20 protein-coding genes are annotated in these 21,335 nt (G+C 68.7%); 13 read left to right on the plus strand and 7 right to left on the minus strand.

Features of this window, described 5'->3' with window-relative positions; genetic code table 11:
• Positions 1-48 precede the first annotated feature (48 nt).
• Positions 49-2,964 carry a glycosyltransferase family 2 protein gene (locus tag EV645_RS15915; RefSeq protein ID WP_130444449.1) on the plus strand — a complete coding sequence of 972 codons (2,916 nt, stop codon included), beginning with the start codon at positions 49-51 and terminating at the stop codon, positions 2,962-2,964.
• Positions 2,961-4,445: a DUF5719 family protein gene (locus tag EV645_RS15920; protein ID WP_130444451.1), complete on the plus strand. Its 1,485-nt coding sequence runs from the start codon at positions 2,961-2,963 to the stop codon at positions 4,443-4,445. The genes EV645_RS15915 and EV645_RS15920 overlap by 4 nt, the downstream gene beginning before the upstream one ends.
• A gap of 1 nt (position 4,446) precedes the next feature.
• Here EV645_RS15920 and EV645_RS15925 read toward each other — a convergent pair whose 3' ends face one another.
• Positions 4,447-4,830, minus strand: coding sequence for a DUF3499 domain-containing protein (locus EV645_RS15925; protein ID WP_130444453.1), 384 nt, complete (start codon positions 4,828-4,830; stop codon positions 4,447-4,449).
• Positions 4,831-4,861: 31 nt separating this feature from the next.
• On the opposite strand from EV645_RS15925, the gene EV645_RS15930 reads away from it, so the two are divergent.
• The 8 genes from EV645_RS15930 to EV645_RS15965 all read left to right on the plus strand — a co-directional run bounded on the left by EV645_RS15930 (position 4,862) and on the right by EV645_RS15965 (position 12,627).
• Complete coding sequence (locus tag EV645_RS15930; RefSeq protein WP_242000442.1) at positions 4,862-5,308, plus strand: metallopeptidase family protein; 447 nt, start codon at positions 4,862-4,864, stop codon at positions 5,306-5,308.
• Between the two features lie 614 nt (positions 5,309-5,922).
• Positions 5,923-7,011, plus strand: a complete 1,089-nt coding sequence (locus EV645_RS15935; RefSeq protein WP_242000443.1) for a Gfo/Idh/MocA family protein — start codon at positions 5,923-5,925, stop codon at positions 7,009-7,011.
• Positions 7,004-7,759, plus strand: coding sequence for a ThuA domain-containing protein (locus tag EV645_RS15940; protein WP_130444456.1), 756 nt, complete (start codon positions 7,004-7,006; stop codon positions 7,757-7,759). Before EV645_RS15935 ends, EV645_RS15940 begins: the two co-directional genes overlap by 8 nt.
• 37 nt (positions 7,760-7,796) lie before the next feature.
• Complete coding sequence (locus tag EV645_RS15945) at positions 7,797-9,191, plus strand: phosphomannomutase/phosphoglucomutase (RefSeq protein WP_130444458.1); 1,395 nt, start codon at positions 7,797-7,799, stop codon at positions 9,189-9,191.
• Positions 9,192-9,395: a Trm112 family protein gene (locus tag EV645_RS15950; protein ID WP_130444460.1), complete on the plus strand. Its 204-nt coding sequence runs from the start codon at positions 9,192-9,194 to the stop codon at positions 9,393-9,395.
• Between the two features lie 10 nt (positions 9,396-9,405).
• Positions 9,406-10,482: an SIS domain-containing protein gene (locus EV645_RS15955; RefSeq protein WP_130444462.1), complete on the plus strand. Its 1,077-nt coding sequence runs from the start codon at positions 9,406-9,408 to the stop codon at positions 10,480-10,482.
• Complete coding sequence (gene manA / locus EV645_RS15960) at positions 10,476-11,630, plus strand: mannose-6-phosphate isomerase, class I (RefSeq protein ID WP_130444464.1); 1,155 nt, start codon at positions 10,476-10,478, stop codon at positions 11,628-11,630. The genes EV645_RS15955 and manA overlap by 7 nt, the downstream gene beginning before the upstream one ends.
• Before the next feature lie 37 nt (positions 11,631-11,667).
• Positions 11,668-12,627, plus strand: coding sequence for a cation diffusion facilitator family transporter (locus EV645_RS15965; protein WP_130444466.1), 960 nt, complete (start codon positions 11,668-11,670; stop codon positions 12,625-12,627).
• A gap of 15 nt (positions 12,628-12,642) precedes the next feature.
• Here the strand turns inward: EV645_RS15965 and EV645_RS15970 are convergent, their stop codons facing one another.
• Entirely contained in the window at positions 12,643-13,002 is a 360-nt protein-coding gene (locus tag EV645_RS15970; protein ID WP_130444468.1) for a MerR family transcriptional regulator, read from the minus strand.
• Between the two features lie 108 nt (positions 13,003-13,110).
• Here EV645_RS15970 and ahcY point away from each other — a divergent pair, with 108 nt between their 5' ends.
• Entirely contained in the window at positions 13,111-14,544 is a 1,434-nt protein-coding gene (gene ahcY / locus EV645_RS15975; protein ID WP_130444470.1) for an adenosylhomocysteinase, read from the plus strand.
• Between the two features lie 52 nt (positions 14,545-14,596).
• On the opposite strand, the gene EV645_RS15980 is transcribed toward ahcY, so the two are convergent.
• The gene (locus EV645_RS15980; protein WP_242000444.1) at positions 14,597-15,559 is read right to left on the minus strand and encodes an RDD family protein; all 963 of its coding nucleotides are present in this window, start codon (positions 15,557-15,559) and stop codon (positions 14,597-14,599) included.
• 72 nt (positions 15,560-15,631) lie between these two features.
• Here EV645_RS15980 and EV645_RS15985 point away from each other — a divergent pair, with 72 nt between their 5' ends.
• Both EV645_RS15985 and EV645_RS15990 read left to right on the plus strand, forming a co-directional pair.
• Positions 15,632-16,627, plus strand: a complete 996-nt coding sequence (locus tag EV645_RS15985; RefSeq protein ID WP_130444472.1) for a stage II sporulation protein M — start codon at positions 15,632-15,634, stop codon at positions 16,625-16,627.
• Between the two features lie 77 nt (positions 16,628-16,704).
• Positions 16,705-17,466 (plus strand): DUF1206 domain-containing protein, encoded by a 762-nt coding sequence (locus EV645_RS15990; protein ID WP_130444474.1) that lies wholly within the window; start codon positions 16,705-16,707, stop codon positions 17,464-17,466.
• On the opposite strand, the gene EV645_RS15995 is transcribed toward EV645_RS15990, so the two are convergent.
• Genes EV645_RS15995 through EV645_RS16010 form a run of 4 tightly spaced genes read right to left on the minus strand, consistent with a single transcriptional unit; the run spans position 17,456 to position 21,323 of the window.
• The gene (locus EV645_RS15995) at positions 17,456-18,211 is read right to left on the minus strand and encodes a DUF899 family protein (protein ID WP_130444476.1); all 756 of its coding nucleotides are present in this window, start codon (positions 18,209-18,211) and stop codon (positions 17,456-17,458) included. The genes EV645_RS15990 and EV645_RS15995 overlap by 11 nt on opposite strands.
• Positions 18,212-18,250: 39 nt before the next feature.
• The gene (locus tag EV645_RS16000) at positions 18,251-19,837 is read right to left on the minus strand and encodes an ABC transporter permease (RefSeq protein WP_130444478.1); all 1,587 of its coding nucleotides are present in this window, start codon (positions 19,835-19,837) and stop codon (positions 18,251-18,253) included.
• On the minus strand, positions 19,834-20,718 hold the full coding sequence (locus EV645_RS16005) for an ABC transporter ATP-binding protein (RefSeq protein ID WP_130444480.1): 885 nt from the start codon (positions 20,716-20,718) through the stop codon (positions 19,834-19,836). The genes EV645_RS16000 and EV645_RS16005 overlap by 4 nt, the downstream gene beginning before the upstream one ends.
• A 2-nt stretch (positions 20,719-20,720) precedes the next feature.
• Complete coding sequence (locus EV645_RS16010) at positions 20,721-21,323, minus strand: TetR/AcrR family transcriptional regulator (RefSeq protein WP_130444482.1); 603 nt, start codon at positions 21,321-21,323, stop codon at positions 20,721-20,723.
• Positions 21,324-21,335 lie beyond the last annotated feature (12 nt).

Consider the following 21,335-nt stretch of genomic DNA (forward strand, 5'->3'; position numbering starts at 1 on the left):
TGCGGGTCCCGGTGACCGTCCGCAAGCATCGAGGTGTCACAGCTCCGCATGGAACAAGAAGCTCCGGCCGGCTGGGAATTCTTCGACTCCGTCGACTTCCCGACCGATCACATCGACGACCCGATGGGTCGCCCGCGGGTCCGGCATGTCGTCACCGCGGTGGTGGTGGGTCACGAGGGCGCGGCCTGGCTGCCGCGACTGTCCGAGGCACTGTGGGCGCTGAACCCGCGACCGGACCGGCTGATCGCGGTCGACACCGGATCCACCGACGAGACCGCTGAGCTGCTGGCCGCGATGCCCGGTGTCGAGTCTGTCGTCAGCGTCTCGGCCCGCACCGGTTTCGGTATGGCGGTCGCCCGCGGCCTCGAGGCACACGGCTTCGCGCCGATCCCGAGCGCCGTCGGTCCGTACGGCGATGACGGGCACATGCCGGTGGTCGAGTGGCTGTGGCTGCTGCACGACGACTGCGCGCCGGCGCCGAAGGCCCTGGAGAAATTGTTGCTTCAGGCCACAATGTCGCCGGCCACCGGCGTCTGGGGCCCGAAGCTGCGACTGTGGCCGCGCGACCGCGAGCTGCTCGAGGTCGGCGTCACCACGTCGCTCGGCGGCCGCCGCGACACCGGGATCGAGATCGGCGAGCTCGACCAGGGCCAGCACGACCAGCCGCGGAACGTACTGGCGGTGAGCTCGGCCGGCATGCTCGTCCGTCGCGACGTCTGGGAGGCGCTGCACGGGTTCGACCCGCGGCTGCCGATGTTCCGCGACGACATCGACTTCGGCTGGCGCGCCAGCCGCGCGGGGTACCAGGTCGGCGTCGCGCCCGACGCGGTCATCTACCACGCACAGGCCGCCGCGACCGGCGAGCGAGCGCTGGCCGGCACCAGGCGGCACGCGTACCAGCTGGACCGTGCGCATGCCTACTACACGGTTCTCGCGAACGCGCCGGGCAAGCTGCTGCCGCTGTTGATCCTGCGGTTCCTGTTCGGCGCGTTGCTTCGCTCGATCTGGTTCCTGATCGGCAAGACGCCATCAGGCGCTGTCGACGAGTGGACCGCGTTGCTGGGCACGCTACTGGCCGGTGGCTGGACGCAGGCCCGCAAGAACAGACGAAATCTCGACCAGGTCCCGTACGACCACATCAAGGGCCTGTTCTCCCGGTCGGTGCACGCACTGCGGCACAACCTGGAGGAGACGACCAGCACGATCTCCGAGCGGATCCGTGAAGCCTGGGCGGACGAGCCGGAAGAGCAGGTCGTCACCACAGCCCGGCGAGCCAAGTCCACGGCCCGCGTGGCGGGCGACCAGCCGCGGTGGCGCCGTCAGCTGATCCGCCGGCCGTTCCTCGGCGCATGGGTGGTGCTGGCGATTGGTGCGCTGATCGCAGCACGCGATCTGATCGGCGGCGGATTCCTCCGGTCCAACTTGCTCCTTCCGGCCCACGAGAACCTTGCAGCTCTCTGGCACGCGGCGGCGTCCGCTCCACCCGGAGTGACTCCGCCGGCCTGGCTGGCACAGCTGTCCGCCTTCTCGACAGTCATGTTCGGTCCGGACGGTGCGACGAACATCCTTCTGCTGGGCGCTGTTCCGCTGGCCGGTCTGGCTGCGTGGGTGATGCTGCGTTCGTTCGTCGTCGACCGCGTCGCGCGTGCGTGGGGCGCATCGGCGTACGGGCTGGCGGTGTTCACGAACGGCGCTATTTCGCAGGGGCGACTCGGGACATGCGTTGCAGCGATAGTGCTGCCGCTGCTCGGTGCCGCCGTACACACTGTTGCTCGGCGTCGGCGCGTGTACGTTCAGGGCAGCTGGCGGGCCGCGTGGTTCGCCGGGATCTGTCTGGCCGTGCTGTTCGCGTTCACGCCGGCGCTTGGTCTGCTGATTGCGGTCATTCTCGTGCTGGGCGCGGTGTTCGGGCTCGGCTGGCGTCGGCAGGGCCGGCAGCTGGTGTTCTCCGTCGTACTGGGGCTGCTGCTCGTTCTGCCGTGGACGATCGACCTGGTGCAGCACCCGTCCAAGCTGGGGCAGGAGGCGGGTGGTCCGCCGACCGCTGCGGTCGGTCCGGGCGACAGTCTGCAGCATCTGCTGACCGGTACGCCGGTTGGCGCGCCGGCGCCGTGGTGGTTCGCAGTGCCGCTGATTCTGGTTGCGTTAGTCAGTCTGCTGCGCGAGTCTCGCCAGCGGTACGAACTGCTCGGCTGGTTCGCCGCACTGGCTGGTCTGGCGGGCACGCTGGTTGCCAGCCGCCTTGGTGGGGGCAGCGGGCCGTTGATGTTCCTGATGACTGCGGGCTGGATCATTGCCGTCACGGTCGCGTGGGACTCGGTCGGCAAGTCCACCGAGATCATCGTGCAGGGCGTGCTCGGCATCGTGTTGCTGACGACCGTTGTGACGGCGGGCTTCTGGCTGGTGCGTGGGACCGACGGTCCGCTGTGGAGCGGGCCCGCTCAGGACCTCCCGGCGTACCTGGTGTCTTCGCAGGATCCGCCGGAGAACCAGTCGATCCTGGTCGTGCGGAAGGCGCCGGCCGGCCAGATGCGGTTCGCGCTGGTCAAGGACGGCGGGCCGCGGATGGGTGCGCTGGAGGCGGCGCCGACCCCGGCGCAGAGCAAGCCGATCACTGATGTGCTCGCGACCCTGGGCGGCGGCGGTAGCGGTGAGGAAGGCCGGCAGTTGGCCGCTCTTGCGATCGACTACGTGTACCTGCCCGGTCCGGTGGACCCGACGCTGGCGTCCACGCTCGACTCGTTGCCCGGCCTGACCAGGGCCAGCGCGAACGACGGCGATGCGTCGTGGCTGGTGGACCGGTCGAAGATCGAGGGCAAGACACCGTTGAACGACCAGACGCACACCGTGTGGCGCATCCTCGGCCTGATCGGCTGGATCATCGCGCTGGTGTTCTGCCTGCCGACAGTTCGCCGGACGGTCGCCGTACCGCATGGCACCCACGCGAGGAGGGACCCGCGGTGAGCCGGTTGCTGTCCGACCCGCGTCTCCGGCTCGGGGCCGTCATCGCTGCCATGGCCGTGCTGGCCGGGCTCGGCGTGGTTACGCATCCCAAGAAGCCCGACACGAGCCCTGCGGCCGCTGCGACCGAGCCGGCCCGCACAGTGGTGAACCGTACGGCGCTGTCGTGCCCGGTGCTCGCAGCCGGCGGCAAGATGGCCAGCGTGGTGAACGGTGTGTCGCCGACGCTGCCCGAAGGTACGCCGACGGCAGCGGGCACGGCCCAACCGCTGACGATCGCTCCGCTGGCGGCCACGTCCAACCCAGTTGGTTCGATCCTGAGGCGCGGTTTCATCGGTTCGAGTGCTGTGGTCGTCAAGCCGGAGCCGCTGTCCATCCAAGGCACCGGTCCGCTCGCGGCCGGCACAGTCGGCACGAGCACGACGACCTCCGAGGACGGCGTGAACTCCGGTATGGCGAGCGTGCCGTGCCAGCAGCCCGGATCGGACTTCTGGTTCGTCGGCGCGTCCGGTGCGAGTGACCGGCGCGACGTACTGATTCTCACGAACCTGGACAGCATCAACGCCGAGGTGAACGTCAGCGTGTACGCGCGGACCGGTCAGCAGGACCTGCCCGCCGCGCGCGGCATCGTCGTACCTGCCCGCGGCACGTTCCCGTTGTTCCTCAAGCAGATCGCCCCGAACCTTCGGGACATCGCCATGCACGTGGAGTCGACCGGTGGTCGCGTGTCGGCCGCCGTACGCTCCAATGCCTTGACCGGAGACAGCGTGCCTGCCGGAGTGGACTGGCTGAACACGTCGGCCGCGCCTGCGACCAAGGTCTTCGTGCCCGCGGTCGCGCCGGGTGGCGGACTGCGGATCCTGTCGATCGCGAACCCGACGGATCTGCAGGCGACCGCCAGCCTCAGCATCAACGGTCCGAACGGGTCGTTCAAGCCAGCTGGTCTCGAGACCGTGCAGGTTGCGGCCGGCTCGGTGAAGACGATCATGCTCGACCCGGTGCTGCACGGTGACCCCAGTGCGATCACCGTGACCTCGGATCAGCCGGTCACCGCGTCGATGCGGATGACGGATGCGGCCCGGACCGAGTTCGCGTCGATCGGGTCGGCGGATGCGCTGACCGGTCCGGCGTACCTGGTCCTGCCGGCGCACAAGCAGCCGGCCGTGCTGCAGGTGACCGCGCCGGGGAAGACCGGGAGCGTGAAGTTCGAGCTGCGCGACGCGGCCGGGCGGGCGATGATCACCCGCGCGCTCGACGTCGTCGGTGGTGCGACGTCGCAGGTCTCGTTCCCGGCGCAGCCGCGACCGACGTACCTGATGGTGCAGCAGACGCGCGGGACCGTTGTTGCCGGCGTCACGCTGATGCCGGCGGCGAAGCCTGCCAAGGACGATGTGGCGCAGGTGGCTGCGTGGCCGTTGACGACGTCGCTGGTGTTCCGTGCGCAGCTGGGTGCCCAGCCGGACGTGAGCGCCGCGCTGCGGTAGCTCAGCCTTCGGAGGTGTTGGCGCCGGGGTCCTGGAGCATCCGCAGGTGGCGGCGGCGGGCTATCTCGACAGGTGCTCCCGGAGTACCCGCACCGGGCTCACGACGCGGCAAGGGGCGCGCTGCTTCGCGGACTGCGTTCGCCAGGGCTTCGAGGTCGTCCGAGGACGGACCGGCGGCTGCGGGGTCCGGAGCGAGCCGGATGACTTCCCAGCCGTTCGGAGCGGTCAGTCGGTCGGCGTGGTCGGCGCACAGGTCGTAACAGTGCGGCTCGGCGTACGTCGCCAGTGGACCGATGACACAGGTCGAGTCGGCGTAGACGTAGGTGAGCGTCGACACAGCCGGTTTCTGACATCCGGCGCGCGAACAGATCCTGGCGATGCTCACGACCAGACATTACGCCCACTAGGCTGAGCGCGTGACCGAGGCTCGCCGTCATCGCAGGCACATCGACCGCCACGGCCGCGGCATGCTCGGCCCGATCAGCCGGCCGAGCAAGTTCGCGCCGCGCGGTCTGCCGTTGCAGCGCTCGGGCTCGGCCCAGTTCGACGAGGTGGTCGCGATCGAGGTGACCCGGCTGGAGAAGCGGCTGCCGCAGGTGGTCGCGCGGGTCGAGTTCGCGATCGAGGACGTGCCGAACCTCGAGCTCGACGCCACCGAGATCCCGCTCACCCACGCCACCGGCGGCACGTCCCACGAGCCGTACCGGATCGTCGTCTTCCGCCGCCCGATCGAACTCCGCGCCGAACGCTCCGGCTCCGGCCTGTCCTGGCTGGTCCGCAGCGCCCTCGTCCTCGAGTTGGCTGACGTCCTCGCCCTCTCCCCGGAGCAGATCGACCCCGACTTCGACACCGACGACGACTGACACCCCCTCTCCCGGGCTGAGCCGGGCCCGACCCCGTCTCCCGGGCTGAGCCGAGCCCGCCCCCCTTCCGCGCTGAGCCGGGTCCGACCCCCGTCTCCCGGGCTGAGCCGGGTCCGACCCCCGTCTCCCGGGCCGGTCCCACCCCCGCAGCCGAGCTGAGCCGGGCCCGCCCCCTCTCCCGAGTCGGTCCACCCCGCGTCTCCCCGGCCAGCGCAACGCCGAGGGATATCCCCTGGCGTTGCCCCTTCTCCCCCCTTCACAGGAGGGGAGAAGGGGCAAACCGAGGGGATAACCCCTGCTGTGGCGGGCGCGGCGGCAAGGGCGGCGAGGGCGGCGGCAAGGGCGGGGGGACGGCGGGGCGGCGGGGGACGGCGGGGGACGGCGGGGGACGGCGGGGAGGACCGGAGGTGAGAAGGGGCAAACCGAGGGGATAGCCCCTGCTGTGGCGGCCGCGCCGCGAGGGACGGCGGGGGCGGCGGGGGCGGCGGGGGATGGCGGGGGAGGGCGGGGAGGGCGGCGGCAAGGGTGGCGGGGGTGGGTGTGTTGTTCGAACGTGTTCCGTACTGTGGGAAGGGGTTTGTGTCCGTCGTTGTCATCGGGAGAGGATCGTAGGTGTGAACGATCAAAGACTGCGGGTCGGAGTTGTCGGGCTGGGCTTTGCCGGGCGGACGGCGCTGGAGGCGTTCTCCGAGCTGCCCGATGTCGAGGTGGTCGCGCTGGCGGGCCTCGAGAAGGATCTCCTGACCAGCCTGGGCGAGAAGCACGGCGTACCGCATCTCTACGAGAAGTGGGAGGACCTGCTCGAGACCGAGGGCCTGGAGGCGGTCAGCATCGGTACGCCGACGCAGCTGCACGCGCCGATTGCTCTCGCGGCGCTGGCGAAGGGCCTGCACGTCCTGTCCGAGAAGCCGCTGGCGCGGACCGTCGCCGAGGGTACGGCGATGGTCGAGGCGTCCAAGGCGGCCGGGCGGGTGCTCAAGGTGGTGTTCAACCACCGCGAGCGCGGTGACGTGATCGCGCTCAAGCACCAGATCGACGAGGGTCAGCTCGGCCGGATCTACTACGCGAAGGCGCACTGGATGCGCCGCAACGGCATCCCCGGGATGGGCGGCTGGTTCACCAACCGGGAGCTGTCCGGCGGCGGTCCGCTGATCGACCTCGGCGTGCACATCCTCGACATGGCGCTGCACCTGCTGGGCGAGCCGCAGGTGACGACGGTGTCGGCGAACACGTTCGCGGAGCTGGGGCCGCGCGGCCGGGGCAGCTCGAGTACGCCGGACCGCCCGACCGTGGACACGCTCGGCTCGAAGTTCGAGGTCGAGGACCTGGCTACGGCGTACCTGCGGCTGCAGGGCGGCGGGGCGCTGCAGCTCGAGACGAGCTGGGCGACGTACCGGGCGCCGGGAGACAACTTCGGTATCGAGCTGTTCGGCACCGAGGGCGGCGCCAAGATCGAGGTGCAGAACTACACCACCGAGGACACGCTGCGGATCTTCACCGATGTCGCCGGCGTCGCCGCCGAGGTGAAGCCCGCGACCGGCGCAGGGCTCGGCCACCGCGGCGTGGTGCGGGAGTTCGTCCGGATCGTGAAGTCCGGCGAGTGGGAAGGGCAGAACGGGTCCGAGGCGCTGCTGCGGACCGAGGTCATCGACGCCTGCTACGCCTCGGCGAAGGCGGGACGAGAGGTTGTGCTGCATGACTAGGACAGCTCAAGGTCCGATTCGCGTCACCGTCTGGGGCGAGAACGTCCACGAAGGCCGCGACGAGTCCGTGCGCAAGGTCTACCCCGACACGATGCACGGGACGATCGCGGCCGCGCTGCGCGCCAAGCTGGGCGCGGACGTCGTCGTACGCACCGCCACGCTGCAGGATCCGGAACACGGTCTGACCGAGGAGGTGCTCGCGGACACCGACGTACTCACCTGGTGGGGGCACGCCGCTCACGGCGACGTCGACGACGCGATCGTCGAGCGCGTCCAGCAGCACGTGCTGTCCGGCATGGGCCTGATCGCGCTGCACTCCGCGCACTTCAGCAAGATCTTCATCAAGCTGATGGGCACGACGTGCTCGCTCGACTGGCGCGCCGAGAACGACCGTGAGCTGATCTGGACGGTCGCGGCCGGCCACCCGATCGCGCAGGGCATCCCGCACCCGCTGGTGATCGAGCGCGAGGAGATGTACGGCGAGCTGTTCGACATCCCGCAGCCGGACGAGCTGGTCTTCGTCAGCTCGTTCACCGGCGGCGAGGTGTTCCGCTCCGGCTGCTGCTACCGCCGCGGTCAGGGCCGGGTCTTCTACTTCCGCCCCGGCGACCAGGAGTACCCGACGTACCACCAGGACGAGGTCCAGCAGATCCTCGCCAACGCCGCCCAGTGGGCCGCACCGGTCGTGCCGCGCCAGCTGCCGACGGTGCACCACCGCAAGGACATCGGCTGGTTCGAGAAGGCCTGAAATACAGGATCGTGCGTGGGCCGGATAGGGTCCACGCATGGTTGACGTTGCGGCGATCTTCAAGGCGTACGACGTGCGTGGGGTCGTCCCGGACCAGTTGGACGAATCGGTGGCCCGGGCGACCGGCGCCGCGTTCGTCGAGGTCCTGGACGTCCTCGCGGGTCCGGGGGCGGTCGTGATCGGGTACGACATGCGACCGTCCAGCCCGGGCCTGGCGGCTGCATTCGCCGAGGGGGTGACCAGCACCGGCGCGGATGTGATCGACATCGGCCTGGCCTCCACCGACCAGCTGTACTTCGCGTCCGGCCGGCTCGACCTGCCCGGCGCGATGTTCACGGCCAGCCACAACCCGGCGAAGTACAACGGCATCAAGATGTGCCGCGCGGGCGCTGCCCCGGTCGGCGCCGACTCGGGTCTGCGGGACATCGCCGACCTGGTCGCGAAGGCCCTGACCGAAGGCCCGGCAACCGCCTCGGCAGCGGGGCATGTGACCCACAAGGACCTGCTGACGGCGTACGCCGATCACCTGCATGACCTGGTCGATCTCAGCGACATCCGTGCGCTCACCGTGGTCGTCGACGCCGGCAACGGCATGGGCGGTCACACCGTCCCGGCCGTCTTCGCCAAGGGCCCGGTGACGATCATCCCGATGTACTTCGAGCTCGACGGCAACTTCCCGAACCACGAGGCGAACCCGCTCGACCCGAAGAACCTGGTCGACCTGCAGGCCAAGGTCCGCGAGACCGGCGCCGATCTCGGGCTCGCGTTCGACGGCGACGCCGACCGCTGCTTCGTGGTGGACGAGAAGGGCGACCCGATCTCGCCAAGTGCGATCACCGGCGCGGTCGCCGTACGGGAGCTGGCCAAGCACCCGGGCTCGACGATCCTGCACAACCTGATCACCTCCAAGGCCGTTCCGGAGCTGATCACCGAGCACGGCGGCGTCCCGGTCCGGACCCGGGTCGGGCACTCGAACATCAAGCAGAAGATGGCCGAGACCGACGCGGTGTTCGGCGGCGAGCACTCCGCGCACTACTACTTCCGCGACTTCTGGCGCGCCGACACCGGCATGCTGGCCGCGCTGCACGTGCTGGCCGCGCTGGGTGAGCAGGACAAGCCGGCCAGCGAGCTGTTCGCCGAGTACGAGCGGTACGTCGCGTCCGGCGAGATCAACAACAAGGTCGCGGACGCGGCGGCGACGGTCGCGGCGATCGAAGATACGTATTCTGGCGGCAGCGACATGGACGGCGTGACCGTCGACCATCTGGACGGGTTGACCGTGTCGGCGGGACAGTGGTGGTTCAACGTCCGTGCGTCGAACACGGAACCGTTGCTGCGGCTGAACGTCGAGGCCTCGGACCGGTCCGAGATGGAGCGTGTCCGTGACGAAGTACTGGCCCTGATCACCGGCGCATCGGTGGAGGAGAACTGAATGGCAGTCAATCTGGACCCGGACCTGCTGAGCATCCTGGTCTGCCCGAAGTGCCGGTCGGAGTTCCGCGTGGACGACGAGGCGAACGAGCTCGTTTGCACGAACGCGTCGTGCGCGCTGGCGTACCCGGTGCGTGATGACATCCCGGTGCTGCTGATCGACGAAGCCCGGGACACCAGGGAAACGGCCGCGACAGAGAGCTGACGGAGAGCTGATGAGCGTCTTCGACGACACCCGACTGGACGACCCGGCCGCCCTCGGGGCGGCAGACCACCTGCTCCGCCGTCTGGCCATGGCCGGTGCGCGGATTCGGGCCGAGCTGGAGGCGTCCGCCGACGTGCTGTCCGCGGTGGAGTCCGACGGCTTCCGGCCGCGGGCCGTAGTCGCGGCCGGCCGGGACGCGCGGCTGGTGCGGGCTGTGCTCGAGCCGGTCTGCCCGGTGCCCTTCCTGGCCTGGCCTGGTCCGGGGCTGCCCGGCTGGGCTGGCCCGCTGGACCTGGTGGTCGTGCTGGGCGGTGCGGCCGAGGACTCGGACGCGGTGTCGGCCGCCGGCGAAGCGGTACGCCGCGGTTGCGGGCTGCTGGTGGCTGCGCCGGAGGACTCCCCGGTGGCGATCGCGTCGGCCGGTCTCCGGCACGCGATCCGGCTGCCATCCCAGTCCGACGACCAGCTGGCGGCTGCTGTCGCCGTACTGCAGGCGCTGCACCAGATGGAGCTGGGGCCGGAGGTGGACTACAAGGCCGTTGCGGCGCTGCTGGACGACGTAGCGATCGACTGCTCGCCCAACAACGACGTGTCGTCCAACCCGGCGAAGGATCTCGCTCTGGTGCTGGCGGACGCGTTGCCGCTGGTCTGGGGTGGCTCTGTCCTGGCTGCGCGTGCTGCTCGCCGCGTGGTCGAGGCGCTGCGGCTGGCCAGTGGCCGGCCCGCGCTGGCCGCTGACGCGGGCCATCTGCTGCCGGTGCTCAACCAGCCGCCGCGGGACCTGTTCGCGGACCCGTTCGACAAGCCGGCGGAGCTGCGCCCGGCGCTGATCATCCTCGACGACGGTATCGAGGAGGCCGGTGTCGCCGAGCACCGCCGCAAGCTGGAGTCCAAGGCGGAGGCACACGACGTTCGCGTGCACACGATCACGCAGGCCAGCGGCACGGACGTCGCGCGGTACGCCGCTCTGACGCAGCAGGGCCGGTACGCCGCGGCGTACCTCGGGATCGGCCTCGGGCGGCACGGTATGCCGACCGTGGACGACCCGGCCGGATCGGGGAACCCCTCGGAGGACCTGGCGTGGTAGTCCGGCTGCAGAACACGATCCGCGACTACGCGTGGGGCTCGGAGACCGCGCTCCCCGAGTTGCTCGGGGTGGCTCCGGACGGCAAGCCCCAGGCCGAGATGTGGATGGGCGCGCACGAGTCCGCGCCGTCAGTTCTGCCGAACGGCGACACACTGTACGACGTCGTGTCCGACGACCCGGCTGCGGTGCTGGGGGAGGAGACGGCCGAGCGGTTCGAGGGCCGGTTCCCGTTCCTGGCCAAGCTGCTCGCGGCCGGTCAGCCGTTGTCGATCCAGGCGCATCCCTCTCTGGACCAGGCGATCGACGGGTACCAGCGGGACGAGGCGGCCGGGATTCCCCGCGACGCAGCGGACCGGAACTACAAGGACGCCTGGCCGAAGCCGGAGATCCTGATCGCGCTCGGGACGTTCGACGCGATGGTGGGCTTCCGCCCGCTGAACCGGACGATCGCGCTGCTCGAGGCGCTGGCGCCGGCCGGCTTCGGTGAGCTGACCGATCAGCTGCGGGACGGGAAGCTCCGGGAGGCGTTCACCGACTTCATGAGTGCCGACCGGGACGCGATCCGTCCGCTGGTCGGTGCGCTCGGCGAGGCGGTCGCGCAGTACACCGGGGACGCGTTCGAGCTGGAGCGGGAGACGCTCTCGAAGCTGTGCGCGGACTTCCCGGACGATCCCGGCGTACTCGCGGCATTGCTGCTGAACCGGGTGCGGCTGGAGCGGTTCGACGCGGTGTACCTGCCGGCGGGGAACGTTCACGCGTACCTGCACGGCCTGGGTTTCGAGGTGATGGCGAACTCGGACAACGTGTTGCGCGGCGGGCTGACGCACAAGCACATCGACGTACCGGAGCTGGTCTCGGTGGTCGACTTCGAGCCGCTGGACAACCCGGTGCTGACCGCCTCGGAGGCCGGTGTCTACGAGACGGGTTGTGAGTACTTCGCTATCCACCGGGTCGAGCTGGACGGTGGTGAGCGGGTCGTCGAGGGTGTCGGTCCGCGGATCGTGTGCTGTGTGGCCGGGACGATCGATGCCGGTGGCAAAGATTCCCCGGTGACGTTGTCCACAGGCCAGTCCGCGTTCGCTTCGGGACCCGAAGGACCCTGTACTCTGCGTGGTTCCGGCACGGCTTTTGTCGTGTCGGCACGCTGATTTCACGGCATCGTTTTCTGGGAGGACCTGAACAACCATGGCTGGTGGCGGAAACAAGGCCGTTGTCGCGGCTTTGCTGGCGAACACCGGGATCGCGGTCACCAAGTTCGCCGCCTGGGGACTGACCCAGTCGGCGTCGATGCTGGCCGAGGCGATCCACTCACTCGCCGACGCGGGCAACCAGGTGCTGTTGCTGGTCGGCAGCCAGCGGGCCAAGCGGGCCGCGGACGAGCTGCACCAGTTCGGGTTCGGCCGGGAGCGGTACGTCTACTCGTTCATCGTGTCGATCGTGCTGTTCAGCGTCGGCGGTCTGTTCGCGCTGTACGAGGGCTACCACAAGGTGCACGACCCGCACGGGATCGACAACTGGAAGTGGGTCCCGATCGCGGTGCTGGTGCTCGCGATCGGGATGGAGAGCTTCTCGTTCCGGACCGCGATCGTCGAGGCGAACAAGCTCCGCGGGCACGTGCCCTGGGTCCGTTTCGTCCGCAACGCCCGCGCGCCGGAGCTGCCGGTCATCCTGCTGGAGGACTTCGCCGCGCTCACCGGTCTGGTGCTGGCGCTGATCGGCGTCGTCCTGACGCTTGCCACCGGCAACGGTGTGTTCGACGGTCTGGGGTCGATGGCGATCGGCGCGCTGCTGGTCTGCGTGGCGATCTTCCTCGCGATCGAGATGAAGTCGCTGCTGCTCGGCGAGTCCGCGACCAGCGAGTCCCAGGCGAAGATCGTCGCGGCGATCGAGAACACCCCGGGCGTGCAGAAGCTGATCCACATCAAGACCCTGCACCTCGGCCCTGAGGAGGTCCTGGTCGCCGCCAAGCTCGGCGTCGAGCCGACCACCGATGCGGCGGTCGTGGCCGAGACCATCGACGCTGCCGAACGCGCGATCCGTGCCGCCGAGCCGATGAGCCAGCACATCTACCTCGAGCCCGACGTCTACCAGGAGAACCACGTCCCCGACGAACGCCCCGCCGTCCCCGAAGCGCCGTCCCACTAGCGGACGTCTCAGGGGTCAACGGGGGCGGGGTGGGAGGACGCCGGAGCGGCCGAGCCAGCGGAGGGCGCGGTCGCGGTCGATCTGGGCTTGCGTCGGGGGTGCGGTGAGGCGGCCGGTGCGGTAGCCGAGGTTGCGGATGTCGGCGGCCACGGAGGGCTCGGCGAGGGCTCGGAGCGCGAACGCGAGCGCGGCCGGGGTCACGTCGTACCGGCGTTCGAGGTCGAGCGCGAGCTGCACGGCGGCCAGGTCCCGGTCGTCGTACTGGCGTTGGGCCGTGTGCTCGGACCGGGACCGCGGGAGCAACCCGAGCGCCTCCCGATAGCGCAGCATGCGTGGAGTGGTACCCAGCTGGCGAGCGGCCTCGGTGATGCGCATACAACAATCTTGACATTTCGGTGTCAAAATCGCGCCCGGAGCGATCAAACCGCGTGCCTCGGCCCTCTAGGGTCAGTCGAGTACCAATCACAGCTTCAGGGGAGCGGCATGACCTTCGACTACAAGGTGGCGGATCTCGGCCTGGCCGAGTTCGGGCGCAAGGAGATCCGGCTGGCCGAGCACGAGATGCCCGGCTTGATGGCGATGCGCAAGCAGTACGGCGACAGCAAGCCGCTGTCCGGGGCCCGGATCATGGGCTCGTTGCACATGACGATCCAGACCGCGGTGCTGATCGAGACGCTGGTGGCGCTCGGCGCCGAGGTGCGCTGGGTCTCCTGCAACATCTTCTCCACCCAGGACCACGCCGCGGCCGCGGTCGTCGTCGGCCCGAACGGCTCGGCCGACGCCCCTGCCGGTGTCCCGGTGTTCGCCTGGAAGGGCGAGACGCTGGAGGAGTACTGGTGGTGCACCGAGCAGGCGCTGACCTGGCCGGGTGAAGGCCCGAACATGATCCTCGACGACGGCGGCGACGCCACGATGCTCGTCCACAAGGGCACCGAGTTCGAGAAGGCGGGCGCCGTACCGGACCCGTCGACCGCGGACTCCGAGGAGTACGGCGTCGTCCTCAAGCTGCTGACCCGCACGTTGAGCGAGTCGCCGTCGAAGTGGACCACCGTCGGTCAGGGCATCAAGGGTGTCACCGAGGAGACCACCACCGGCGTGCACCGGCTGTACGAGATGCACAAGGCCGGCGCGCTGCTGTTCCCGGCGATCAACGTGAACGACTCGGTGACCAAGTCGAAGTTCGACAACAAGTACGGCTGCCGGCACTCGCTGATCGACGGCATCAACCGCGCCACCGACGTCCTGATCGGCGGCAAGGTCGCGGTCGTCTGCGGGTACGGCGATGTCGGCAAGGGCTGCTCGGAGTCGCTGCGTGGCCAGGGCGCCCGGGTGATCGTGACCGAGATCGACCCGATCTGCGCGCTGCAGGCTGCGATGGACGGCTACCAGGTGAGCACGATGGACGACGTCGTCGGGATCGGCGACATCTTCGTCACCACCACCGGCAACAAGGACGTCATCACCGCCGACCACATGGCGGCGATGAAGCACCAGGCGATCGTCGGCAACATCGGCCACTTCGACAACGAGATCGACATGGCCGGCCTGTACAAGACCGCCGGCGTCGAGCGGATCAACATCAAGCCGCAGGTCGACGAGTTCCGCTTCCCGGACGGCCACACGATCATCGTGCTGTCCGAGGGCCGCCTGCTGAACCTGGGCAACGCGACCGGCCACCCGTCGTTCGTGATGTCGAACTCGTTCACCAACCAGGTCCTGGCCCAGATCGAGCTCTTCGTGAAGACCGCGGAGTACCCGACCGACGTCTACGTGCTCCCGAAGCACCTGGACGAGATGGTCGCCCGCCTCCACCTGGACGCGCTGGGCGTGAAGCTGACCGAGCTCTCCAAGGAGCAGGCGGCGTACCTCGGCGTACCGGTCGAAGGCCCGTACAAGTCGGAGCACTACCGCTACTGAGTCCCCCCACAGCAAGCGCCCCACAGGTCTTCCTGTGGGGCGCTTCGCTTTGTCAGGACCACCCGGCTTCGTTGCTGCCTGGGGCGGCCCAGCCTTGGAGGTTCACGGTGGCTGGGCGTGGTCCTGGCGGCGGCGGAGGTGCGATGAACGGACTCGGTGCGGGGACGGGGGCCTGTGCGCCGTACGGGCTCGGCGGGGTGAAGGGGCCGGCTGGGACGGCGTACGACGGGTTCGCGAACGGGCCGGTCTGGGTGGGGCGGTGGGTGGAGAGGCGGATGAGTTCGCGACGGCGGCGTTCGGCCAGGATCGCGGAGAGGTACGCGGGGGCGATGATCGGGACTGGCGGGGCCGGCGCTGTGACGGCGGCCATGCGGGCGGCCAGTGCTTCGCCGAGGGCGATCTGCGCGCCGGGGAGGAGTTCGGTGTAGCGGGCCAGGTAGTCGCGGGCAGAGTTGGCCAGGTCGTCGGACAGGCGCGAGAGCTCCAGCGACTGCGCCCACTGGACCAGGTGGCCGGGGACGAACAGCGGCGGTGACGCCATCGGCTGGTGGCGTTCGCGGATGACGACCGTACCGGCGACCATGTCACCGATCCGCTTGCCCTGCTTGTTCATCAGGCTCGCCACGATCCCCGGACACGCCGCGAACCAGGGCGCGAAGTCGACGAAGAACCACATCAGCGTCCGCACCAGCGCGTGCCGGAACCGGATCGAGCTGCCGTCGTCACGGACCACCTTCAACCCGAGGACCATCTTGCCGATGGTCCGCCCGCGGGTCAGCGTCTCCATCAGGACCCGATAGCCGACCGCGACGAGCAGTACGACGATGAAGATCAGCGCGACCGCCAGCGCCTCGCTGGACTCGCCCCCGAGCAGGAACCCCGCCAGCAACGAGATCAGCACGACCAGTACGACGCCCTGCAGCGCCACGTCGATCGCACAGGCCAGAGCCCGCGTCGGCATCCGCGCGATCCGCACCTGGAGGACGACCGCTTCGCCGGTGACCAGCTGAGACACGTCGTCGCCCCCTCATGCCTAGACACTGCGTCCGGCTAGTCTGCCAGCAGTCGGGTGGAGAAGGGGGTAGCTGTGGACGTCGAAGCGTTCGTATCGGTGCATCAGCCGCAGTGGGACCGCCTTGCCTACCTGACCCGTCGCCAGCGTCGCCTGTCCGGTGCGGAGGCCGAAGAGCTCGTCGTCCTCTATCAGCGCGTCGGCACCCACCTGGCCGCGCTCCGGGCCGCAGGTGCAGATCCGGTGTCGATCGGTCGGCTCTCCGGCCTGATCGCCGACGCCCGCGGTGCGGTGACCGGTGCGCAGGCTCCCGTCTGGCGCGACATCTCGAAGTACTTCCTGGTGAGCTTCCCGGCCACGCTGTACGCCTCCAGGCGCTGGTGGCTCACCATAGGTCTGCTCTTCTACCTGGTGGTGGCCTGGACGGCCTGGCGAGTGCTGGCCCATCCGGAGGTGATCGACTCCATCGGTACGCCGGACCAGATCAAGCAGCTCGTGGAGCACGATTTCGAGTCGTACTACTCGGACAACCCGGCGCAGGACTTCGCGCTCCGTGTCTGGATCAACAACGCGACTCTTAGTGCCGCCGTCCTCGCGCTCGGCATTCTCCTGGTTCCGTCCGTCTTCATCCTGTGGGACAACGCGATCAACCTCGGTCTGAGCGCCGGTCTGATGATCGGCCATGACAAGGGCGGCCTGTTCTTCAGTCTGATCGCGCCGCACGGTCTGCTCGAGCTGACCGCGGTGTTCGTCGCCACCGCCGCCGGACTGCGTCTCGGCTGGTCCTGGGTCGCTCCCGGCCCCCGCACTCGAATGCAGGCCGTCGCCCAGACCGGACGCGCCACGATCGGCATGGCGATCGGCCTGGCCGCCGTACTCCTCGTAACCGGTCTGATCGAGGGCTTCGTGACACCGTTCCTGCCGGCACCGGTCCGCGTGACGATCGGCATCCTCGTCGAGCTGGCCTTCTTCACCTACGTCTGGACCCTCGGCCGCCGCGCCTATCGTCACGGTGAGTACGGCGACATCGACGAAGCAGACCGGGAAGCCAGCGCACCTGTCTCCGCCTGATCGGTTCGCCGACTCCCTCCCCGCCGAGCGAAGCGAGGCGGGGCAGTTTCCGGTATGGGCACTGGTTGGGTGTGAGTATGTCCCAGGAAGTGACGCACAGCCGTGCGTACGGCGTCGCGATCACCGTCGGCCTGATGGCCTACGGGGTCGTGTATCTGCTGATCGCATGGATCGCACTGCAGCTGGCCTGGGGGAAGTCGTCCCAGGAGGCGTCGCAGAAAGGCGCGCTGGAGGAGCTGGCCAGCAAGCCGCTCGGCGGATTCCTGCTGTGGGTCGTGGCGATCGGATTGTTCGCGCTGGTGATCTGGCGCGGGCTGCAGCTCGCGTACGGACACCTCGACCTGGAGCACAAGGTCTCCGCGATCGGCCGCGCGGTCGTGTATCTCGTGCTCGGTATCAGTGCGATCAAGGTCGCCATCGGCTCGGGCGGCTCCAGCACCAGCCAGCAGCAGACACTGTCCGGTCGTGTGATGCAGCACGGAGCGGGCCGGGTGCTGATCGTCGTGGTCGGTATCGCGATCATCGCGATCGGCGCACGTCAGATCCACAAGGGCATCACGAAGAAGTTCACCGAGGACCTGGTCGGCGGCGTCTCCGAGGTCACCATCCTGCTCGGCCGGATCGGGTACGTCGCCAAGGGCATCGCGTTCGCAGTCGTCGGCATCCTCTTCGGTTGGGCCGCGATCAGCTACGACCCGAAGAAAGCCGGCGGTCTCGACACCGCGTTGCGCACGATCAAGGATCAGCCGTTCGGCTCCGTCCTGCTGACCGTGCTGGCGCTCGGCGTCGCGGCGTTCGGTTTGTACTGCTTCAGCTGGTCGCGCAACGCTAAGAAGTGAACTGGTCGGAGCGCCCTGCTGCGATCCGCGACCACTGTGCGATCGGTCGTCCGTCGATGGTCTTCGGCAGCACCGGGTCTTCGAGCGCCCACTGCTTGGGCCAACCATCCGGCGAGTCCTCGAACGGCTCCTGGCGCCCGTACACCGTCAGGTCCATCAGCGCGTAGTTGTTGTCCATCACCTCGACGCCGCGCATGGTCGTCCAGTACGTCTCGAAGACGCGGTCGCCCTGGCGCACGTACGAGATCAGGTACATCTGCCCGATGTTCCGTCCGACCAGCAAGCGCTCCAGCGATCCGATACCGGAGTACCACGGCATCGTCCAGCCCATGAAGTCGCGGTACGCGCGGCTCTCGGCGTACGGGCCTTGGGCGAAGACGGCGAAGGTGATGTCGCGCGAGTGCAGGTACGAAATCTCCTGCACCTGGCCTGTGCACCAGGTGCAGCCCTGGCACTGTTCTTCGGCCGGATGGCCTGTGTGCCACATGTAGTAGTAGGCGAGGAGTTGCCTGCGGCCTTCGAATGCCTCGAGCACGGTGACCGGACCGTTCGGCCCGGTCACCGTGATGCTCGCGTCGACCTCGACCATCGGAAGCCTGCGTCGCTGGGCCGCAATCGCGTCTGCCTCGCGCGTGTGTGCCTTCTCCCTGGCGCGCAGTTGATCAAGGTCCGCGTCGAACGTTGCCCGATCCACCACCGGCGGGAGTGCCGTGCTGTCGTGAACTGCTCGTTCGTGTCGTCTCATACTGGCCACGTCGGAGCCGGTACCCCGTTCTCGACGTGGTCAGGCAGGAAGATCGCGCCGGCGCAGCCCGACCAGACCTGCGAAGCCCACAATTATCGCGATGGCCAGCAGGGTGATCAGCGGGCCGGCCGACACCGATCCACCCGGTAGCGACGGGAGGTGGGTGAACGGGGAGATGTTGCGGATCCAGCCGGCTGTGGCGACACCCGCACTCACCAGGCCGATCAGAATACAGACAGTTGGTCCGGCCCACGAGATCATCGACGCCTGCGGGAAGAACCCGAAGATCGCGATGGCAACCGCGGCCAACACCCAGACGGCGGGGAGTTGCGCGAGCGCCGCGCCGATCAGCCGCGGTAGTTGCCCGCCGACGTCGCCGATCGCGGCGCCGTACGCAAGACCTTCGGCGACACCTGCTGCCAGCAGCGCGACCGCCGGCCCGAGCAGGCTGAAGACCAGATGACTCGCGGCCCATTGCCAGCGACTTGTCGCCGTCGCCAACACCGGCTCGGCTCGCCCGCTGCTTTCCTCGACGCGCATCCGCAGTGTGGCCTGGACGGCGTACGCCGACGCGATCAACCCCACCAGCGTCATCACTCCGGCCAGGAACGAGTCGATCAATCCGGCCGAGCCGCCCATCCGCTGGAACATCTCCTGGATGGTCGGATCGTCCTTCATCATGTCGCCGACACCCTTGGCCACACCGCCGAACAACAAGCCCAGCAAGGCGAATCCAACCGTCCAGGCCGCGAGGAGACCGCGGTGCAGCCGCCAGGCGAGCGCGAGTGGGGAGCCGAGGGTCCCGTCTGCGGGACCGAGCTTGTCCGGCAACAGTCCGGCGCCGATGTCGCGTCTGGTTGCGAGAACGACGGCTGTCGTCGTGAGCGCGATGGTTGCCGCGAGCATCAGTACTCCCAGCCACCAACGGTTCTCGGCGTACGGATGGATCCGCTGGGCCCAAGCGATCGGTGACAGGTATGACAACCAGGCGAGCGGTCCGTCCGTGTGTGCGCTGGTGTCGCCGGCTGCTCGCAGTACGTAGGCGCCGCCGAGCACGCCGATCGCGATGCCCCGCGCCGTACCGGCACTGGCCGTCAGCTGCGCCGCCACCGCGCCAACCGCTGCGAAGAACCAACCGGTGCTGGCGTAAACGATCCCGATAGCAACCGATCCGGCCACGGGAAGGTTTTGGCTGTGCATGCCTAAGGCAAGTACCAGGCCGAGAATCAGATTTGCACCGAAGACCGTTGTCAGCGCCGCGGCCAGCTGTGCGTGCCGTCCGATGACGGTTGCCCCGAGCAACTCGCGACGCCCGGTCTCCTCCTCGACCCGGGTATGCCGGATCACCGTGAGCAGGCTGATCAGTCCGACCATCACCGGGACGAATCCGAGCCGCCAGGTGACGAATTCGCCCAGGCTGGACCCGGACAGTTCGCCGTACAAGGTGATGAAGCCGGCGTTGCTCGCGTACTTGATGCGGGAGTCCGGCGTCGGGAACAGATCGCCGTACTCCTTCACGTAGCTGACCGAGATCGCCACCAGCAGCACGATCCACAACGGCAGCACGATCCGGTCGCGGCGCAGGATCAGCCTGATCAGTCCGCCCGTGCCCGCAAGGCTTTTCATTTCACGGCCTCGGGTTCGTACAGCCGCAGGAACAGCTCCTCCAACGAGGGCGGCTGGCTCACCAGACTGCGCACGCCGATCTCCGTCAAACGGCGCAGCACCGGGTTGATCTCGTCCGTGTCGACGTCGAACTGGACTTTGCCGTCGTCCTCCCTGAGATCGTGTACGCCGGTCAGCTGGGCCAGGCCGTTCATCGGTCCGACCAGCTCGGCCTGGATCGACGTACGCGTGAGGTGTCGCAGCTCGGACAACGTGCCGCTCTCGACCGCGCGGCCGGCCCGGATGATCGTGACCCGGTCGCAGAGCGCCTCGACCTCGGACAGGATGTGGCTGGACAGCAGAACCGTCCGACCGGTCTCCTGCACAACCTCGCGGAACACCTCTTCCATCAGCGGGTCGAGGCCGCTCGTCGGCTCGTCGAGCAGCAGCAGCTCGACGTCGGAGGCGAACGCGGCGACCAGGGCGACCTTCTGGCGATTGCCCTTCGAGTACGCACGGGCCTTCTTCCGCGGGTCCAGGTCGAAGCGCTCGAGCAACTCGGCCTTGCGCTTCTTGTCGATCCCGCCGCGCATCCGACCGAGCAGGTCGATCGCTTCGCCGCCAGAGAGGTTCGGCCAGAGCGTCACGTCACCGGGAACGTAGGCCAGGCGGCGATGCAGGTCGGTCGCGTCCGACCAGGGATCGCCGTCGAGGACCCGCGCGGTCCCCTCGTCCGCGCGGGTCATGCCCAGCAGGATGCGAATGGTGGTGGTCTTCCCCGCGCCGTTCGGGCCGAGGAACCCATGTACCTCACCGGTTCGCACCGTGAGGTCGAGACCGTCCAGGGCAAAGGTCCGCCCGAACGACTTGACCAGACCTTCCGTGCTGATCGCAGCCGGCATGATCACTTCTCCTGTTTCCGAATCTTGTCGATTTGTTCCGGAGTGAGTAGCGGGATCGTGAAGACCTCCATCAAGGCCTGGCCGATCCGGTTGTAGCCCGCAGGGGTGGTGATGTCCTCGCCGAGCGCCTTCGAGACCTGATCGCGCAGGATGAAGACGCTGAGCTTGATCGCGGCCAGCGCGGCGGCGTACCCGCGGGGATCCTTCGGGGTGATGCCGTAACTGCTGGCCCACGCCTCCACCGCATCGACCCCTTCGAGGAACAGCGCGGTCGCGGTCTCGGAGCCGTCCATCATCGAGCGAACGATGTAGATCTGCAGCGGAAACGCGATCGGATGCAGCAGGAGCGGGTCGAGCCCGGTGAGATCACCGTCCTGCGTCAGCTCAGCGCCGATCTGGATCATCCGATCCTTCGCATACCGATCGCAGGCCTCCCGCAACGCCTCCTTCGACCCGAAGTGATGCCGAACGAGCCCGGACGACACACCCGCCTCCGCAGCGATATCCCGAATCGAGGCACCCTCGATCCCACGCTCCCCGAACAACCGGATAGCCGCATCCCGAATCCGGGCCCGCGCCGTCAGATCCTCAACCGCTCGATCCATCACCAATTCCTC

Source organism: Kribbella rubisoli (genome assembly GCF_004217145.1).
In the GTDB taxonomy this organism is placed as follows: domain Bacteria; phylum Actinomycetota; class Actinomycetes; order Propionibacteriales; family Kribbellaceae; genus Kribbella; species Kribbella rubisoli.

Coding starts and splice junctions, on each gene's coding strand:
- EV645_RS15970 (WP_130444468.1), bottom strand. CDS start 13,002: ATGCGCATCACCGAGGCCGCTCGCCAGCTGGGTACCACTCCACGCATG.
- EV645_RS15955 (WP_130444462.1), top strand. CDS start 9,406: ATGAGCGTCTTCGACGACACCCGACTGGACGACCCGGCCGCCCTCGGG.
- EV645_RS15965 (WP_130444466.1), top strand. CDS start 11,668: ATGGCTGGTGGCGGAAACAAGGCCGTTGTCGCGGCTTTGCTGGCGAAC.
- ahcY (WP_130444470.1), top strand. CDS start 13,111: ATGACCTTCGACTACAAGGTGGCGGATCTCGGCCTGGCCGAGTTCGGG.
- EV645_RS15940 (WP_130444456.1), top strand. CDS start 7,004: ATGACTAGGACAGCTCAAGGTCCGATTCGCGTCACCGTCTGGGGCGAG.
- EV645_RS15995 (WP_130444476.1), bottom strand. CDS start 18,211: ATGAGACGACACGAACGAGCAGTTCACGACAGCACGGCACTCCCGCCG.
- EV645_RS16000 (WP_130444478.1), bottom strand. CDS start 19,837: ATGAAAAGCCTTGCGGGCACGGGCGGACTGATCAGGCTGATCCTGCGC.
- EV645_RS15915 (WP_130444449.1), top strand. CDS start 49: ATGGAACAAGAAGCTCCGGCCGGCTGGGAATTCTTCGACTCCGTCGAC.
- EV645_RS15990 (WP_130444474.1), top strand. CDS start 16,705: ATGTCCCAGGAAGTGACGCACAGCCGTGCGTACGGCGTCGCGATCACC.
- EV645_RS16010 (WP_130444482.1), bottom strand. CDS start 21,323: ATGGATCGAGCGGTTGAGGATCTGACGGCGCGGGCCCGGATTCGGGAT.
- EV645_RS16005 (WP_130444480.1), bottom strand. CDS start 20,718: ATGCCGGCTGCGATCAGCACGGAAGGTCTGGTCAAGTCGTTCGGGCGG.
- EV645_RS15950 (WP_130444460.1), top strand. CDS start 9,192: ATGGCAGTCAATCTGGACCCGGACCTGCTGAGCATCCTGGTCTGCCCG.
- EV645_RS15945 (WP_130444458.1), top strand. CDS start 7,797: ATGGTTGACGTTGCGGCGATCTTCAAGGCGTACGACGTGCGTGGGGTC.